Origin of the sequence: Actinomadura luteofluorescens (genome assembly GCF_013409365.1) — a bacterium.
Lineage (GTDB): Bacteria > Actinomycetota > Actinomycetes > Streptosporangiales > Streptosporangiaceae > Spirillospora > Spirillospora luteofluorescens.
Window position 1 is genome coordinate 5,670,794 of sequence record NZ_JACCBA010000001.1, and the last position, 16,531, is coordinate 5,687,324.

The 16,531-nt window shown below is 73.3% G+C and carries 13 protein-coding genes; 6 read left to right on the top strand and 7 right to left on the bottom strand.

The annotated features are described in order from the left end of the window. Nucleotides 1-15: 15 nt before the first annotated feature. Complete coding sequence (locus BJY14_RS26455) at nt 16-468, bottom strand: gamma-glutamylcyclotransferase family protein (protein WP_179846078.1); 453 nt, start codon at nt 466-468, stop codon at nt 16-18. Between the two features lie 156 nt (nt 469-624). Here BJY14_RS26455 and BJY14_RS26460 point away from each other — a divergent pair, with 156 nt between their 5' ends. Beyond that, the gene (locus BJY14_RS26460; protein WP_179846079.1) at nt 625-2,010 is read left to right on the top strand and encodes an NAD(P)H-quinone dehydrogenase; all 1,386 of its coding nucleotides are present in this window, start codon (nt 625-627) and stop codon (nt 2,008-2,010) included. Between the two features lie 21 nt (nt 2,011-2,031). Here BJY14_RS26460 and BJY14_RS26465 read toward each other — a convergent pair whose 3' ends face one another. Continuing rightward, the gene (locus BJY14_RS26465; protein WP_179846080.1) at nt 2,032-3,315 is read right to left on the bottom strand and encodes an ArsB/NhaD family transporter; all 1,284 of its coding nucleotides are present in this window, start codon (nt 3,313-3,315) and stop codon (nt 2,032-2,034) included. A 40-nt stretch (nt 3,316-3,355) separates the two neighbouring features. Then, a complete protein-coding gene (locus BJY14_RS26470; protein ID WP_312879409.1) occupies nt 3,356-3,778 on the bottom strand; it encodes a CBS domain-containing protein in 423 nt (140 codons plus the stop codon). Nucleotides 3,779-4,119: 341 nt separating this feature from the next. On the opposite strand from BJY14_RS26470, the gene BJY14_RS26475 reads away from it, so the two are divergent. Continuing rightward, nucleotides 4,120-4,791, top strand: a complete 672-nt coding sequence (locus BJY14_RS26475; protein WP_179846082.1) for a response regulator — start codon at nt 4,120-4,122, stop codon at nt 4,789-4,791. A 9-nt stretch (nt 4,792-4,800) separates the two neighbouring features. Here BJY14_RS26475 and BJY14_RS26480 read toward each other — a convergent pair whose 3' ends face one another. The 3 genes from BJY14_RS26480 to BJY14_RS26490 all read right to left on the bottom strand — a co-directional run bounded on the left by BJY14_RS26480 (nt 4,801) and on the right by BJY14_RS26490 (nt 9,094). Further along, entirely contained in the window at nt 4,801-5,775 is a 975-nt protein-coding gene (locus tag BJY14_RS26480) for a HAMP domain-containing sensor histidine kinase (RefSeq protein ID WP_179846083.1), read from the bottom strand. A 12-nt stretch (nt 5,776-5,787) separates the two neighbouring features. After that, nucleotides 5,788-7,185: a hypothetical protein gene (locus tag BJY14_RS26485; protein WP_179846084.1), complete on the bottom strand. Its 1,398-nt coding sequence runs from the start codon at nt 7,183-7,185 to the stop codon at nt 5,788-5,790. A 142-nt stretch (nt 7,186-7,327) separates the two neighbouring features. Next, on the bottom strand, nt 7,328-9,094 hold the full coding sequence (locus BJY14_RS26490; protein WP_179846085.1) for an acetyl/propionyl/methylcrotonyl-CoA carboxylase subunit alpha: 1,767 nt from the start codon (nt 9,092-9,094) through the stop codon (nt 7,328-7,330). 207 nt (nt 9,095-9,301) lie between these two features. Here BJY14_RS26490 and BJY14_RS26495 point away from each other — a divergent pair, with 207 nt between their 5' ends. The 4 genes from BJY14_RS26495 (at nt 9,302) to BJY14_RS26510 (ending at nt 11,879) form a co-directional block, all read left to right on the top strand. After that, nucleotides 9,302-10,342, top strand: a complete 1,041-nt coding sequence (locus tag BJY14_RS26495; RefSeq protein ID WP_312879410.1) for an SPFH domain-containing protein — start codon at nt 9,302-9,304, stop codon at nt 10,340-10,342. A 32-nt stretch (nt 10,343-10,374) separates the two neighbouring features. Beyond that, nucleotides 10,375-10,704 (top strand): hypothetical protein, encoded by a 330-nt coding sequence (locus BJY14_RS26500; protein ID WP_179846086.1) that lies wholly within the window; start codon nt 10,375-10,377, stop codon nt 10,702-10,704. A 74-nt stretch (nt 10,705-10,778) separates the two neighbouring features. Then, entirely contained in the window at nt 10,779-11,333 is a 555-nt protein-coding gene (locus tag BJY14_RS26505; RefSeq protein ID WP_179846087.1) for a hypothetical protein, read from the top strand. Between the two features lie 276 nt (nt 11,334-11,609). Continuing rightward, on the top strand, nt 11,610-11,879 hold the full coding sequence (locus BJY14_RS26510) for a WXG100 family type VII secretion target (protein WP_179846088.1): 270 nt from the start codon (nt 11,610-11,612) through the stop codon (nt 11,877-11,879). A gap of 102 nt (nt 11,880-11,981) precedes the next feature. Here the strand turns inward: BJY14_RS26510 and BJY14_RS26515 are convergent, their stop codons facing one another. Continuing rightward, nucleotides 11,982-16,508: a type VII secretion EssC family protein gene (locus BJY14_RS26515; protein WP_179846089.1), complete on the bottom strand. Its 4,527-nt coding sequence runs from the start codon at nt 16,506-16,508 to the stop codon at nt 11,982-11,984. Nucleotides 16,509-16,531 lie beyond the last annotated feature (23 nt).

Genomic DNA, 16,531 nt, shown 5'->3' on the forward strand with positions numbered 1-16,531 from the left:
TCACGCCACCGCCGGTCAGTCGCCCAGCGACTTGCAGGGACGTGTGCGCAGCTCCTTGACGTAGTCGTCGGGGGCGCCGGCCTTCTCGGCGGCGTCGGCGAGGATGCCGAGATAGCGCGCGGACGGCAGGCCGCCCTCGTAGTCGTCCAGGACGTACATCCAGCACAGCGCGTCGCCGTCGAGCGTCTGCACCCGCACCCTGATCTTGCGGTAGACGTCGAGCGCGGCCCCCTCCCAGGCGTCGAGCTCCTTCTCGTCCCAGGCGGGCACGTCGTAGATCACGACGAAGACCTGTTCGGAGTCGTCCTCGACGACGGTCGCGAGGGCGCCGTCCCAGCCCTTGTCCTGCCCGCCGAAGGTCAGGCGCCATCCGGCCAGCCAGCCGGTGCCGCGCATGGGCGAGTGGGGAGCCCGGCCGGACATCTGCTCGGGGTCCATGTTGGAGGCGTACGCCGCGTACAGAGCCACGGAGGCAGGCTACGCCACGCCGGAGGCCGGGGTGTTGCGGTTGGGTCGTGCGATGGAACGCGCCACACCGGTTGATGGGCTCCGGCAGGGTTGTTGCAGGAAGAAAGGGTCCGGAGCGGGACTTTTCACTGCCGGGAGTAGGAAACAATGGAAGATGTGACCCGCATCGTGATCATCGGAGGAGGCCCGGGCGGTTACGAGGCCGCGCTCGTCGCGGCGCAGCTCGGCGCCGACGTGACCGTCGTCGAACGGGACGGTCCGGGCGGCGCGTGCGTGCTCACCGACTGCGTGCCCTCCAAGACGCTCATCGCCACCTCGACCCGCATCGCGGTCATGTCGGAGTCGGCCGGCCTCGGCCTGCGCTTCAACGGCGGCCCCGACGGGATCGTCGGCGCCCTGGAGGCCGACATGGCGACCGTGAACAAGCGCGTGAAGGACCTCGCGCGGGCCCAGTCGTTCGACGTCGCCGAACGGCTCTCCTACGAGGACGTGAAGATCGTCCGCGGCGAGGCGCGACTGGTGGAGCCGCACGTCGTGGCGGTCGGCGACCGCCGCATCGACGCCGACATCGTGCTCATCGCGACCGGCGCGACACCGCGCGTGCTGCCCGGCGCCGAGCCCGACGGCGAGCGCATCCTGAACTGGCGCCAGCTCTACGACCTGCCGGAGCTGCCCGAGGAGCTGATCGTGGTCGGCTCCGGCGTGACCGGCGCCGAGCTCGCGGGGGCCTACCTGTCGCTCGGCTCGAAGGTGACGCTGGTCTCCTCGCGCGACCGGATCCTCCCGACCGAGGACGCCGACGCCGCGGCCGTCCTCCAGGACGTGTTCCTGCGGCGCGGCATGAACGTCATGTCGCGGTCGCGGGCGGCGGCCGTGGAGCGGTCGGGCGACGGCGTGATCGTCACGCTGGAGGACGGGACGAAGGTCGAGGGCACGCACTGCCTGATGACCGTGGGCATGGTCCCGAACACGCGGGGCATCGGCCTGGAGGAGGTCGGCGTGCGGTGCGACGCGCGCGGCTTCGTCGAGGTCGACAAGGTCTCGCGGACGTCCGTCCCGCACATCTACGCCTCCGGCGACTGCACGGGCGTGCTCATGCTGGCGTCCGTCGCCGGCATGCAGGGGCGCATCGCGATGTGGCACGCGCTGGGCGAGGCCGTGCAGCCGCTGAAGCTCGGCTGGGTCTCCTCCAACATCTTCACCGACCCCGAGGTCGCGTCGGTCGGCGTGACGCAGCACATGGTCGACTCCGGGGACGTCAACGCCCGGGCGGTCATGCTGCCGCTGTTCACCAACGCGCGGGCCAAGATGCAGGGCTTCGAGGACGGTTTCGTGAAGCTGTTCTGCCGCCCGTCCACGGGGATCGTGCTCGGCGGCGTCATCGTGGCGCCGCGGGCCAGCGAGCTGATCCTGGGCGTGTCGATCGCCGTCCAGCAGCACCTCACCGTCGACCAGGTGGCGCACACGTTCGCGGTCTACCCGTCGCTGTCGGGCAGCATCACCGAGGCGTCCCGCCGGCTGATGGCCGAGCACGCCTACTAGGGGCGTGCCCGGCCGGTCCGGCTAGAAGTAGCGCAGGGCCACGTAGACCCACGCCATCAGCGTGCTCAGCACCGTCACGACGATCCCGTAGCGGGTGAACTGCCAGAAGCTGATCGGGTTGCCGGTCTTGGCGGCGATCCCGATCGCGACCACGTTGGCGCTCGCGGCCACGGCCGTCCCGTTGCCGCCGAAGTCGGCGCCGAGGGCGAACGACCACCACAGCGCCTGCGCGGTCGTCGGGTCGGGCGCTCCCGCGGCCATCCCCTCCACGATCGGCGCCATCGTCGCCGCGTAGGGGATGTTGTCGAAGAACGCGCCGAGCACGGCCGACCCGAACAGCAGGGCGGTGGCGGCGGCGAAGTAGTTGTCGCCGACCGCGTCCGCCGACCAGGTCCCGATCCTCTCGATGACCCCGGTGTGCCCGAGGGCGGCCACCATCACGAACAGCCCCATGAAGAAGACCAGGACGGGCCACTCGACCTCTTCGAGGACGTCGGAGACCTGGACGCGCGAGACCAGCAGCATCACGCCCGCGCCGACGAGCGCGACGATGGACGGCTCGACGTGCAGCACCGAGTGCAGCGAGAACCCGGCGATGACGAGGCCGAGCACGGCCAGGCACCGGGTCAGCAGCGCCGGATCGGTGATCGCCTTGCGCTCGTCCAGCGACATCACCTCGGCCGCGTACCGCTCGTCGTACCGGAAGGAGGAGCGGAACAGCACCCGGGCGAGCAGCACGAACGCGATGAACACGATCACCACGATCGGCGCCATGTGGACGAGGAAGTCGTTGAACGTCAGCCCCGCCCGGCTGGCGATGATGATGTTCGGCGGGTCCCCGATCAGGGTCGCGGCGCCGCCGATGTTGGAGGCCAGCACCTCGGCGATGAGGTAGGGGTGGGCCGGGACGCGCAGCCGGTTGCAGACCACCACCGTCACCGGCGCCACCAGCATGATCGTGGTGACGTTGTCCAGGAACGGCGAGGCGATCGCGGTGATGAGCATCAGCATCACCAGCAGCCGGTACGGCCGGCCCCGGGACCGCTTGGCCGCCCAGATCGCCAGGTAGTCGAACAGCCCGGTGCCCTTGATGATCCCTACGATGATCATCATTCCGAGCAGCAGGAAGATGACGTTCCAGTCGATCCCGTCGTGCTCGGAGAAGAAGACCTCGGCGCCGGGGGTGAGCCCGAGCACCGTCAGCAGGCCGGCGGCGACGAGGACGACCTTGACCTTGTCGACCTTCTCGGTCGCGATGAAGAAGAACGCGACCGCGAACACGGCGAGGGCCGCGACCGCGGTCACCGCGCGCCCGCTCGCCGGGCGCCGGCGGGAGAGCCGTCCCTCAGTCGGCGGGCCTGGTCAGCGCCAGCGCCGACACCAGCCGGTCGAGCGTGACCGCGCCGGCCAGCAGCCCGGCCTCGTCCACCACGGCGACGAGGGGGCTGCGCTGCCGCGCCATCAGGGTGGCGAGCTCCAGCAGCGTCGCGGACGTCTTGACGATCACCGGGCGGGGAGTGGGCGTTGCGAGGCAGTCGCCGACCGTCAGGTCGCGGATCTCGTGCCAGAACACGTCGGCGTGCGCCTCGTCCACCGTCCGCGTCAGCGCCGGATCCTCCTGGAAGGCGACGGGGACCGCCAGCCGCAGCACCTGCGTGCCCGGCAGGACGACCCGGGGGCGCTGCGCCTCGTCGATCACGATCAGGCCGGGCAGCCGCCCGAGCGCGAGGACCTGGATCGCGTGGGCGATCGAATCGCCCAGGGTCACGGTGGGCACCTGTACGGCGATGTCCCGTGCTTGCATCTCGTCCTTTCGGCTTCCGGAAAGCCTGGTCCTCCGGGTGGATAGGGTCCTCCTTCTGGCGCCGGGGGCGGGCCCGCCACGGGACGGCCTCCGCGGTGCCATGGGCGGGGTACGGTGCCCTCCGCCTGTGAGCCGTGCCATGCGTCCGCCCCTTTCGTCCTGCGGCTTCCAGTCTTTTCGGCGGCGGCCCGCGTCCCCATCGGGTGCGTCACCCATTTCGGGGGGTGCGGATCGTGTATTCGCAGGCGGCCGCCGGTCGGTGCCGGGCGGCGCGCCTAGGATGAAGGCGAGAGCGGAGGTGATCGGTGCACGCGGGAGCCCACACCCGGGAGTCGGCCACCCGGATCCTGCTCGCCGACGACCACGCGCTGGTGCGCCGGGGGCTGCGCCTGATCCTGGACGCCGAGCCCGACCTGACCGTGGTGGCGGAGGCCGCCGACGGGGCGGAGGCGATCGACGCGCTGGCCGCGGGCGGCGTCGACCTGGCGATCCTCGACATCGCGATGCCGCGCATGACGGGGCTGCAGGCCGCGCGGGAGATCTCCCGCCGCTTCCCCGAGGTGCGGACGCTGATCCTGTCGATGTACGACAACGAGCAGTACCTGTTCGAGGCGCTGAAGGCGGGCGCGTCCGGGTACGTGCTGAAGTCCGTCGCCGACCGCGACCTGCTGCACGCCGTCCGCGCCGCGATGCGCGGCGAGCCGTTCCTGTACCCGGCGGCCGTGACGGCGCTGATCCGCGAGTACCTCGACCGGGACCGGCGCGGGGAGGGCCAGGGCAGCATCCTGACCCCGCGCGAGGAGGAGATCATCAAGCTGGTCGCGGAGGGCTACTCGTCCAGGCGGATCGCCGAGACCCTCACGATCAGCGTCAAGACCGTGGACCGGCACCGCGCCAACATCCTCGGCAAGCTCGGGATGCGCGACCGGCTGGAGCTGACGAAGTACGCGATCCGCGTCGGGCTCGTCGAGCCCTGACGCGGCGGGTCAGGCCCGGCGGGCGCCGGGCGGCGGGACGACCAGCCTCACCTCGGTGCCGCCGCCGTCGGCAGGGCCGATGGTGAGCTGCGCGCCGATGAGCATCGCGCGCTCCCGCATCCCGTGGATTCCGGAGCCCACCCTGTCCGGCGGGCCCGACCCGTCGTCGGCGACCCGCAGGACGACGCGCCCCTCCCCGTCCCGGGTGAGCGACAGTTCGGCGTTCCGCGCGCCCGAGTGCCGCCAGACGTTCGTCAGGCTCTCCTGCGCGATCCGGTAGATCACCAGTTCGGCGTCCGCGCCGAGCCCCTCCAGACCCGGCTGGACGCGGCGGGTCACGCGCGGGCCGCCGGTCCCGGAGAAGTCCGTGGCGAGGGCGGTGAGCGCGCTGGTCAGCCCGAGGTCGTCCAGGACGCCCGGACGCAGCCGCCGGGCGACGCGGCGCACCTCGTCCAGGCTGGACCGGACGGTCTCCTGGACGTCCCGCAGTTCTTCCGCGACGCCCTCCGGCGCCCGGTCCACCACCGGCTTCAGCTCCAGCAGCACCACGGTGAGGGTCTGGCCGATCTCGTCGTGGAGCTCCTGGGCGATGCGGCGCCGCTCGGCCTCCTGCGCGTCCAGGACGAGGGCGGTGCTGGAGCTGCGGTCGGCCTCCAGCCGGTCGAGCATCGCGTTGAACTGATCGACCACGTGGAACAGGTCGCCGTTCCCGCCGGCGGGCAGCCGGTCGCCGGAGCGCAGCGAGTCCATGCGCGCCATCAGCGCGGTGAGCCCCTCCAGCGGTGCCAGGCTGGCGCGCAGCAGCAGCGCGTTCGCGGCCACCATGACCGTCAGCCCGCCCAGCAGCACGAAGAACTCGCCCAGCAGGATCGGCGTCGACACGGTCACGGGCCCCACCGCGAGGACGAGGGTGCCGGCCACGAAGATCAGGCCGTTAATGCCGAGGATGCGCCAGAACAGTGCCGACGCGGGTGTCCTTCTCACGGGGCACGTCCCTCAGAAGCCGCCGAAGTCGCCGCCCCCTCCGAAGTCGCCACCGCCCCCGAAATCGCCGCCGCCGAAGTCCCAGCCTCCTCCGATGTCGCCGTCGCCCCCGCCGAAGCCGCCGCCGAAGCCGCCGCCCCAGATCGAGCCGAGCGCGGTGCCGATCAGCATGCCGCTGAGCAGGTCGACCCCGCCGTAGCCCTGGTAGTAGCCGCCCGCGTAGGGCGCGTACGCGGGACCGGCGTTCCAGTACGGCTGCCGACCCCCGCCGACCGGGACCATGCGGACGTCAGGGTCGCTCCCGCGCAGGACGGCCTCCGCGTCGGCCGCGCACGCCGGGACGGAGCGGGCGACGCCGCCGGGCGGCGCCCACGTCACGTCCTGGACGGACGGCCCGTGCTGCGGGTTGAAGAAGCAGGGCGCGCGCCGCTCGGGCACCGGGTCCCCGGCGAGCCGGGCGCGCGTCGCGGTCATGTAGTAGCGGCCGTCCTCCAGCGCCGTCGTGACCTCCTGCATGTCCTGCGGCCGGGCGGCGCGCTCGGTCGAGGACTTGGCCCGGTCGTAGGAGTTCATCGCGCGCTCGTAGTCGGCGCGCGTGTCGGGATCGAGGTCGCTGTCCATGACGGGCAGGTCGAGGCGGGCGATGTCCTCGCCCAGGAGCGTCACGTCCTCCTGCACGCCCGCCTTGAGGTCGTCCATCTCGCGGGCCGCGCGCTCCCGCCGCTTCTTGCGGGCGTTGAGCATGACGCCCACGATCGCCGCCACCACGAGGGCGAGCACGCCGAGCAGCACGTAGCCGACGGTCGCGCTGGTCCGGGCGCCGCTGTCGACCTTCTTCTCGGCGAGGTTCCCGAACTGGATCAGGCGCTGCTTCAGCGGCGCGCCCTCGGTGCGGGTGACGATCTGGTTGATCTCCGGGCGGTCGAGCTTCTTGGAGATCGCGCCCATCCGGCTGCCGTCGGCGGTGATCGCGACGTAGGTCCCGCCCTTGCCGACGCGCTCGGCGACGGCCGGGAGCATCTGCCGGACCTCGGTGGACGTGACGTCGTTGCGGACGACGACCGCGCGGATGTCGGCGTCGCTGTCGCCGCCCAGCGACGTCTCGATCTCGTTCCGGTCGGCGGGGGTCAGCGGGTTCCCGGCGCCGCTCGTCACGAACAGCCGTGAGTCGAGCAGGCCCTTGGCGATCTGTCCGACGGTGTCGTCGGCGGGCGCCCGCGGGACCACCGCGGGTGCCCCGGCCGCCTGCGCCCCCGCCGTCTGCGTCGTCGCGGTCGTGTGCGCGGTGGTCTCGGACGCGGCGGCGCCCGCCGGGGCGGCCAGGGCGAACGCCGGGACGGCGACGGCGACGATGATCGCCGCGGCGGCGCCCCCGCGGGCCGCCCGGGCGGCCCGGTTCTCGGTGCTCATTCCCCCAGTCTGCCCACGTGGACGCCCCGTTACGTCCTTCGCGGGACGGATTTGCGCACGCGCCGTATGGGCATCGCGCCCCATCCCGCCCGGAGACCCCGGTTCGGGGCCCCCGGGCGAGGACGCGGCGCGGCGGCCGGGGTCAGGAGTCCTTGATCTCGCAGATCACGGCGCCCGCGGAGACGGTCTGGCCCACCTCGGCGGACAGGCCGGTGAGCGTCCCCGCCTTGTGCGCGGTGAGCGGCTGCTCCATCTTCATGGCCTCCAGAACCACGATGGTGTCGCCCGCCGCCACGGTCGCGCCCTCCTCGACGAGGAGCTTGACGATGGTGCCCTGCATCGGGCTGACCAGGGAGTCGCCGGACGCCTGCGCGCCGCCGCCCTTCTTGGCGCCCCGCCGCTTGGCGGGCGCCGCCTTGCCCGCGGCCGGGGCTGCGGAGGCGCCGAACCCGGCGGGCAGGACGACCTCGATGCGCCGGCCGCCGACCTCGACGGTGACGCGCTCGCGCTCGCCCTCGTCCTCCTCGCCCGCGTGGGGGCCCTCATAGGGCGCGATCCGGTTGTCGAACTCCGTCTCGATCCACCGGGTGTGGACGCTGAACGGGGTCTCGTCGTCCGCCGGGACGAACGCCGGATCGTCCAGTACCGCCTGGTGGAACGGCAGGACGGTCGGCATGCCGTCGATGGCGAACTCGGCGAGGGCGCGGCGGGAGCGCTCGACGGCCTGCCGCCGCGTCGCGCCCGTCACGATCAGCTTGGCGATGAGCGAGTCGAACTCCTGCGGGACGGTCTGCCCGGCCTCGTAGCCGGCGTCCAGGCGGACGCCGGGACCCGTCGGGGGGTGCCAGGCGGTCAGGGTGCCGACGGCGGGCAGGAACCCGCGCCCGGCGTCCTCGGCGTTCAGCCGGAACTCGATCGAGTGGCCGCGCAGCTCCGGGTCGCCGTAGCCGATCTCCTCGCCGTCGGCGACGCGGAACATCTCGCGGACGAGGTCGACCCCGGCGACCTCCTCGGTGACGGGGTGCTCGACCTGGAGCCGCGTGTTGACCTCCAGGAACGAGATCGTGCCGTCCTGGCCCACGAGGAACTCGCACGTCCCGGCGCCGACGTAGCCGGCCTCCTTGAGGATCGCCTTGGACGAGGAGTACAGCAGGTCCAGCTGCTCCTGCGACAGGTACGGCGCGGGCGCCTCCTCGACGAGCTTCTGGTGGCGCCGCTGGAGCGAGCAGTCGCGGGTGGACACCACGACCACGTTGCCGTGCTGGTCGGCCAGGCACTGCGTCTCGACGTGCCGGGGCTTGTCGAGGTACCGCTCGACGAAGCACTCGCCGCGCCCGAAGGCGCCCACGGCCTCGCGGACGGCCGACTCGTACAGCTCGGGCACCTCCTCCAGCGTCCGGGCGACCTTCAGGCCGCGTCCGCCGCCGCCGAACGCGGCCTTGATCGCGATCGGCAGGCCGTGCTCGCGCGCGAACGCGACGACCTCGTCCGCGCCCGACACCGGGTCGGCGGTGCCGGCGACGAGCGGGGCGCCGACCCGCTGCGCGATGTGCCGGGCCTGCACCTTGTCGCCGAGCGCGGTGATCGCGGCGGGCGGCGGACCGATCCAGGTCAGCCCCGCGTTCCGCACCGCCGCGGCGAAGTCGGCGTTCTCCGCCAGGAACCCGTAGCCGGGGTGGACGGCGTCGGCGCCCGACTCCGAGGCGATCTTCAGCAGCTTGTCGATGTCCAGGTAGCTCTCGGCCGCCGTCCGCCCGCCCAGGGCGAACGCCTCGTCGGCGACCCGAACGTGCAGCGCCTCCAGATCGGGCTCGGCGTACACCGCCACACTGACCAGCCCAGCGTCGCGGCAGGCACGGGCGATACGGACCGCGATCTCGCCGCGGTTGGCGATCAGGACTTTGCGCACGTGGGTCTCCTCCTTCAACCTCGCAGGCAGTCTAGATAACCGCGATCCCAGGTTTTCGTAAGCCCCTCCTTATTGGGGGCGTGGTCCCGGATAGCGGGAGGTTTCACGAGAAAGCGGTACCCCTACGGGGATCCCGGCGGGGCTCCGCGCCGTCTCACCCAGGAACCCGCGGCACGACCCCCCCGCGCGGGTGTGAGAGGAGCCACTGTGGCCGAGAAGAAGACGTCCGCCGCCAGGGAGCGGGCCGGTGCGACCCGGCTCTCCGGGGTGAGGGCGCCCAGCAAGCGGACCGCCATCGTCACCGCCGTGCTGCTGGTCGTCGTGGGATGGCCGGTGCTGAGCGCGCTGTTCGGCGGCTTCGAGCGCACCGGCGGCGGCGAGATCGCCGTCGTCCGCAACGGCGGCTTCTTCGACAACAACAGGATCCGGCAGGTCATCGACCCCGGATCCGGCCGCGTCTGGATCGGGCTCTACTCGCAGGTCCACAAGTACCCGGCCCAGCAGCGCTTCTACACGATCACCTCGGACGCCGGGAAGGGCGAGGAGTCCGGCGTGGACGTCGTCACCGTGCCGAGCTCGGACGGCGTCAACATGGGCATCGAGGGGACGCTGTACTTCACGCTCAACCAGGACCACAAAGCCCTCAGGCAGTTCGACGACAAGTACGGCACCCGCAAGTTCCGCAGCGCGAGCGGCGAGACCTTCAACGTCTACGACGGCGACAAGGGTTGGTCGGCGTTCCTCGACCAGATCGTCCGGCCGGTCATAGACAACGACCTGCGCAGCCAGATCAACAGCTTCCGCTGCGCCGAGCTCGTCTCCTCCTGCGCCCTCGTGCAGAACTCCTCCGCGCCGAGGAACGTCCAGACCGCGGGCCAGCAGGCGCAGAGCAACAACGGCAACATCGCCAAGGTGCAGACCGCGATCAACACGAGCCTGGCCGCGGACCTGGAGCAGACGCTCGGCGGCAAGTTCGTCACCAACATCCACTTCAACCTGGTGCGGATCACCCTGCCGGCCAAGGTGCAGGACGCGGTGGACCGCGCGCAGGCCGCGTTCGCGCAGATCAGCGAGGCCCAGGCGAAGGTCGCCTCCGCCAAGGCGGAGGCCGCGGCCAACAAGGCCCGCCAGGACGGGTACAACAAGTGCCCGACCTGCGCGAGGATCGAGGAGCTGAAGGCCCTCCCGCAGGGCATCACGGTCTACGCGCCCGGCAACCCGAACGGCTCGCTCCTGCGGGGCAGGTAGGCGCCCGGACGCGGACGGCGAGGGAGGCGGTCATGCGGTTCCTGATCGTTCTGGTGGCGCTGGCGGTGGCGGCCGTGGTGGTCGTCCTGCTGGTATACGGGTTCTCCGACCGGTCGTCGCGGAGCCGGGCGCGGCTGGAGGGCGGCGCCCGGTGGGAGACGCACACCGAGTCGACCGGCGGCGTCACCGCGGTCGTCGTCCGGCGGGTCTCCCGCGGGGGCGGCGGGGACGTGCTCGCGGAGATCGGCCGCCAGACGGTCGCCACCATTCCGGACGGCGATCCGGAATGGGAGGAGCGCTACCACGAGGCGATGGCGCGGGCCCGCTCCCGCGTCGCCGCGCTGGAGAGCGAAAGGGACTGAACCGGCGTTCCACCCGGGGCCCGGCGTGTAATGTCGGCTCGGATCTACCAGCCTTTGATCAGCGGGAGAGGCCGATGGTTCGCCCGTGGCCCCGGGCGGGACTGGCGGTCGCCCTGGCCGCCTGCCTGCTGGCGCCCTCGTCCGGTGTGCGCGGGCCGACCCCCGCGGTGGAGGACTACGTCACCCGCCAGCTCACGGTCGCCGCGAACACCTACCTGGCGCGCCGCTCCCAGGCCCTCGTCCAGAAGGACGGCCGGGACCGCCGCGCCGCCGCGCCCACCGAGGTGCTCGGCGTGCGGATCTCCCCGTCGCTGGTGCGGTCGCAGGAGAACGCCGTCCGGGAGCTGGAGACCCGCAACCGCGCCCCCGTCGAGGGCGGCCCCGCCTACACCGGCGCCCGCACCCGGCTGGACGAGGGCCGCGCCGTCCGCACGGGCGACCGCATCACCCTGGAGGCGGTCGAGCACACCGAGATGCGCTACGGCCGAGGGGGCCGCGGGAAGGTCACCCAGTCGGTGCGGCGCCGGTTCGAGTTCCGCGCGACCGGCGAGCAGATCACCATGGTCGGCGAGCGCGTCCTGGACCCGGGGGCGCACCCGGTGAACGACCCGCTCGGCGAGAGCCGCTGACGCCCCGCTTTCCCTTTCCCGCCGCGGTCGTCCATTCGGCCGCGGAAACCGCTCTGAAACTCTCTTGACGGACAGTAATTATGCTCGTCACAAGCCATCCGGCCATGGCCTTCCTGGCCACATCCGGACAGGCGGGGATGGTAGGAATGTGGCCGTTTCGACGGGGGATCAGCAGGAGGACGCTGGCTGGAAGTGATCGGTGGGGCGTAGGCTGGCGCCATTCCCGCGGTAGCGGCTGGAAACGTTCCAACGATCAGCGAGGAAAGGGCCGGGGCGATGGGTGACAAGCGCGGCGCCAACCTGGGCGAGCTAGAGGAACTGTCCCGCATCTTCAGCAAGCACTCCCGCAACCTCGACGCCCTCATCAAGGACCTCAACGGCCGCACCGTGAGCAGCAGCGCGGCCTGGTGGGGCCCCGGGGCCGACCGCTTCCGCGCCGCCTGGGCCGAGGCCAAGACCTCCTTCGACAAGATGGCCGTCGCCCTCGAACAGGGCAGCCAGGACATCCGCAGGTCCCAGCAGAACATCGAGGCCGCCACGCGCTGAGCCTCCGCGAGCCGCGGGTCCCGGCCCATCCCCCCGAGGCCGGGACCCGCCTTTTTTCTGCCCGGGGTCTTTTCGCCCGGCTTTTCGCCGTCCGGGCGGCGATCAGTCGGCGCTGACCGGTGGGGGAAGCGCCACCTGGATCCGGGTGGTGGCGCCCGCGGCGACGAACAGGCCGCGGCCGGTCGGCCCGCCCAGCGGCGCGTTGCGGGGCAGCCGCAGACCGAACAGGTCGCCGTCGTCCGGCGAGTCCACCGACAGCAGGACCCCCGACCGGGAGCGCCGGGCGTCGGACAGGAAGCCCCGGTAGCCGCGGCCGAGATCGTCGGTGGTGCCGCCGATGACGACGGCGTGCTCCCCGTCGCGGGCGGTGCGCAGGACGTCGCTCAGGGCCTCGTCCAGCTCGGTCTCGTCCAGGAGTTCGGCGTCGTCCACGACGACGGCGTAGCGGTGCTCGTCGCCGATCGCGCGCTCCAGGTCGCCGGCGTCGGCGTCGGAGGCGAGCACGCCGAGCACGCCGGGCCGGCCCGACAGCAGGCGGAGCGGGGAGCGGCGCGGCGTGACCAGGACGACCGGGACGAGCCCGCCGCCGACCGCGGGGTCGAGCAGCGAGTGGACGATCGTGCGCAGCGTCGTCGAGCGGCCCGAGCGGGGCGGCCCGGCGACGGCGAACCCCGGGCCCTCGCCCAGCAGGTCGATCCCGACGGGCGCGAGCGTGTCGCCGCCGACGCCGACCAGCGCCCACAGGGGCGACGGGGCCAGGAACTCCGGGTCGAGCGACATCGCCTCCCGGTAGGTGACCCGGACGGGCAGCTCGTCCACGTGCAGGGGCCCCCGGCGGCGCGGCAGCCGGCCGTAGCGGGACACGGAGGTGCGGGCGATCTCCTGCAGCGCCGCGACCTGGGACGCGCCGGACGCGTCGTCACCGAGGAGCGCGATCTGCGACTCGCGGGGCGGCGCGCCTGGGCCGGAGGGTTCCAGGGCGCGTCCGGGCGGCATCTCGGCGGGGATCTGCCGGTCCTGCAGCCCGCCGTACCCGTAGTCGTTCGGGTCGGCCATGCGCAGGAGGAGGCGGCGGTCGAAGACGGTGGAGACCTGGCCGCCGAGACCGGAGCGGTCGCCGGTGAACACGGCGCGCAGCCCGGCCGCGGCGCCCTCGCGCAGCAGCCGGACGACCTGGTCCACGAGGCGCCCGTAGTCGTAGTGCTCGAACGCGCCGAGGAAGCCCTCCCAGCGGTCGAGGAGCAGGACCATCCAGGGGAGGCGGTCGGTGGCGGCGACGGCGGCGCGCTGCTCGGCGAGCGAGGAGAACCCCGCCTCGGCGAGCACCTGCTGGCGGCGGGCGACCTCGGCGGTGAGCGCGGTGAGCAGCCGCTCGCAGCGGTCGAGCTGGTCGCGGGTCACGACGGCGCCGCAGTGCGGCAGGGAGACCAGCGGGAGCAGCGCGTTCGCGCCGCAGTCGACGGCGTACAGGTGGGCGTCGTAGGGGGAGCAGGCGCCCGCGAGGGACCCGGCGATCGTGCGCAGCGCCGTGGAGCGGCCCGACTGCGCCGACCCGGCGATGTACAGGTGGCCGCCGGTCGCGAGGTCGAGCGCCAGCTCCTCGCGGGACTGGACGGCGGGCAGGTCCGTGACGCCGAACGGGACCGGCGGGACGTCCACGACGGAGCCGCCCGCGGCGGTGCGGGGCGCCAGCGCGACCCGCTCGGGCAGCGGGCTCAGCCACGGCGAGGGCTGCCGCGCGATCCCGGCGCGGCGGGCGGCCTCGTCGACCGCCTGGACGAGCACCGCGAGGTCGGTGGCGAGCACCGCGTCGTCGGCCGCCTCCCGCGGTGCGGGCAGCGGATGGCCGAGGCCCTGCCACGGCAGCGGGTGGACGGTCGGCCCCCCGGACCCGGCTCCGGCCCCGGGGCGGCGGCCGCCGATCCGCGCCGACTGGACGGCCTGCGGCGCCGACACCCCGGAGCGGACGTAGCAGCGCCCGGGCGTGGACTTGGAGATCTGCGCCGCGTCCGGGGAGTCGAGGACGTCGGCTGACTCGTCCGGGTCGGTGACGCGCAGCGCGATGCGCAGGTTGGTGTTGGCGCGGATGTCGGCGGTCACGACCCCGGCGGGGCGCTGCGTGGCGAGGACCAGGTGGACGCCGAGGGAGCGGCCCCGGCGGCCGATGTCGACCAGGCCGGTGACGAAGTCGGGCAGCTCGGTGACCATGGCGGCGAACTCGTCGATGACGAGGACGAGCCGCGGCATGGCCGGCAGCCCCGGATCGGAGGGGCGCAGGTCGTCGTAGTCGTCGACGTCCTTGGCTCCCGCGCCGAGCAGGATCTCCTCGCGGCGGCGGAGCTCGGCGGCCAGCGACTCCAGGGCGCGCTCGGTGGCGTGGCCGTCCAGGTCGGTGACCATGCCGACGGTGTGGGGGAGGTTCGCGCAGTCCTTGAACGCCGCGCCGCCCTTGTAGTCGATGAGGACGAACGTCATCTCGTCCGGGCGGTTCGCCACGGCGAGCGAGGCGATGAGGGTCTGGAGCAGTTCCGACTTGCCCGCGCCCGTGGTCCCGGCGATGAGGCCGTGGGGGCCGTCCACGCGCAGGTCGATCTCGTGGCGGCCGCCCGAGGCGAGCCCGATGGGGACGCGGGTCGTCCGCCCGCCCGTCCTGTTCCACGACTGGAGGACGTGCTCGGCCGTCGGCTCGGGCATGTCGAGGACGTCCAGGAGGCGCACGTCGGCCGGGAGCGAGTCCTCGGCGTCCTCGCGGGACACGTCCCGGACGGGGGCCAGCGCCCGCGCCACCCGGTCGGTCCAGGTCGCGGACACCTGGTCGGCCAGGACGGGGCCGACGGCGTCCAGGCCCTGCCCCTGGAGCAGGAGCGTCGAGTGGCGCTGCGCGTCCCAGGCGGCGACGGCGCTGCACTCCTCGGGGAGCATCCGCTCCTCGTCGTCCACGCAGATGGCGTAGAGCCCGTACTCGGCGCCGCGCGACAGCAGCATCGGCATGCCGGGGATGCGGCGCAGCGCGCGGGCGCCGTCCAGGACGATCAGGATGTTGTAGGGCGCGGCGTCGGCCGGCCGCGAGCCCTGCCCGAAGAACGACGACTCGGCCTGCGCGGCCCGCCGCCGCTCGGTCACCCGGATCGCCAGTTCGGTGACGCGGTGCGCCGCCGACTCGGGGTCGGTGCCGACGAGGGCCACGCAGTCCTCGCCCTCGCGCGGCGCGCAGTGCGGCAGCCAGCGCACCCAGTTCCACTCGTTCCCGGCGTCCTGGTCGGCGGACAGCACGACGATGGCCAGGTCGCGGGGGCTGTGCAGGGCCGCGGCCTGCGCGACCAGCCAGCGGGCCAGGGCGCGCGACGCGTGCCGGGGCCCGGTCAGCCCGATGACGCCCAGCTCGGTGAGGGGCAGCACCACCGGCACCTGCCGGGCCTTCGGGACCCGGATCCCGCTCCCGCCGTGGGAGGACGGCGCCTCCGGCCCGGTCTGCTCGCTGCCGGGCCTCGCCGGCAGTTCGGCGTCGCCGGTCAGCTCGATGCGGGCGGGCAGGTCGGCGAGGCCCACCCGGAGATGGAGGACGTCGGGGTCGTCGCGGCGGCGCTCCCACAGGCGGCGCCGGGGACCCGTCGCGGTGAGCAGGACCTCGGCGGCGTCGGGGTGCAGCGCGCGGCGCTCGGCCTCGTCCTCGCGCCGCAGCCGCTCCAGCTCGCCGTCGAACTCGCCCGCCTTGCGGTGGTACTCCTTCAGCGACCTCTTGTAGGACTTGCGGCCGTGCATCCGGTCGCCGAGCCACTCGCCCAGCGTCATCACGGGCCAGGCCAGCGCGAACAGCGCCCACCACCACTGGCCGAGCCCGAACGCCATGGCGAGCCCGAACGCCGAGAACAGCAGCGCGCCGAAGAGCCGGAGCCGCTCGCGCGGGTTGCGCTCGGGACGCTTCGGGACCTCCAGCGTCCGCGCCCGCCGCGGCCGGTTCAGACGCGGAGGGCGGTTGAACGCGAGACCGCCCTCCGGCAGCGGCTCCAGATGGGTGTCGGGGGCGGCGCACGGCGCGAGCGCCAGAACGCTGGCCCCCACCGTCAGCAGCGCGCCCATCGGCCATGCCGTCCTCGCGCCGAGGGGCGTCCCGTCCAGAGCGACCGCGCCCTGCATCGTCAGGGCGGACGCCTCGACCTGGACGGCCGCGCGCTCGACCGTGAGCCGCAGGGACCGGGCAGGGACGGACGGGTCGTCCAGCACCACGTCGACGTCGTGCCCGGACCCGATCGTGCAGACGCCGAGCCCCAGCCGGTGGACGGACCCGGCCGCAGGGCCGCCGACGACGCGCACCTCGACCAGCCCGGTCGGCTCCGTCAGGACGGTCGCGGCGGCGCCGCGCCGCTCGACCGCCACGACGGCGCCGTCCCGCAGCTCCTTCACGGCGAGCGCCTGCGGGTCCAGCATCCGGCCGTCCATCCAGAGGGCCTTGCGCGCGCCCCTGGACAGCAGCGCGTCCTTGGAGAAGCGCGGCGCCGGGACCGCGGGGCGGCCGTCCAGCGTGGCGGCGAGCGTCTGCGCGACGCCGTCGACGGTGGCCTCGGAGTCGAGGTTCAGCACGACGTCGCGGGGGCCTCCGCCGGTAAGCGCCGTGAACGAGATCCGCATCCGAGCCTGCCCTCCGCCGTCCT

Coding starts and splice junctions, on each gene's coding strand:
- BJY14_RS26485 (WP_179846084.1), bottom strand. CDS start 7,185: ATGAGCACCGAGAACCGGGCCGCCCGGGCGGCCCGCGGGGGCGCCGCC.
- BJY14_RS26500 (WP_179846086.1), top strand. CDS start 10,375: ATGCGGTTCCTGATCGTTCTGGTGGCGCTGGCGGTGGCGGCCGTGGTG.
- BJY14_RS26505 (WP_179846087.1), top strand. CDS start 10,779: ATGGTTCGCCCGTGGCCCCGGGCGGGACTGGCGGTCGCCCTGGCCGCC.
- BJY14_RS26510 (WP_179846088.1), top strand. CDS start 11,610: ATGGGTGACAAGCGCGGCGCCAACCTGGGCGAGCTAGAGGAACTGTCC.
- BJY14_RS26515 (WP_179846089.1), bottom strand. CDS start 16,508: ATGCGGATCTCGTTCACGGCGCTTACCGGCGGAGGCCCCCGCGACGTC.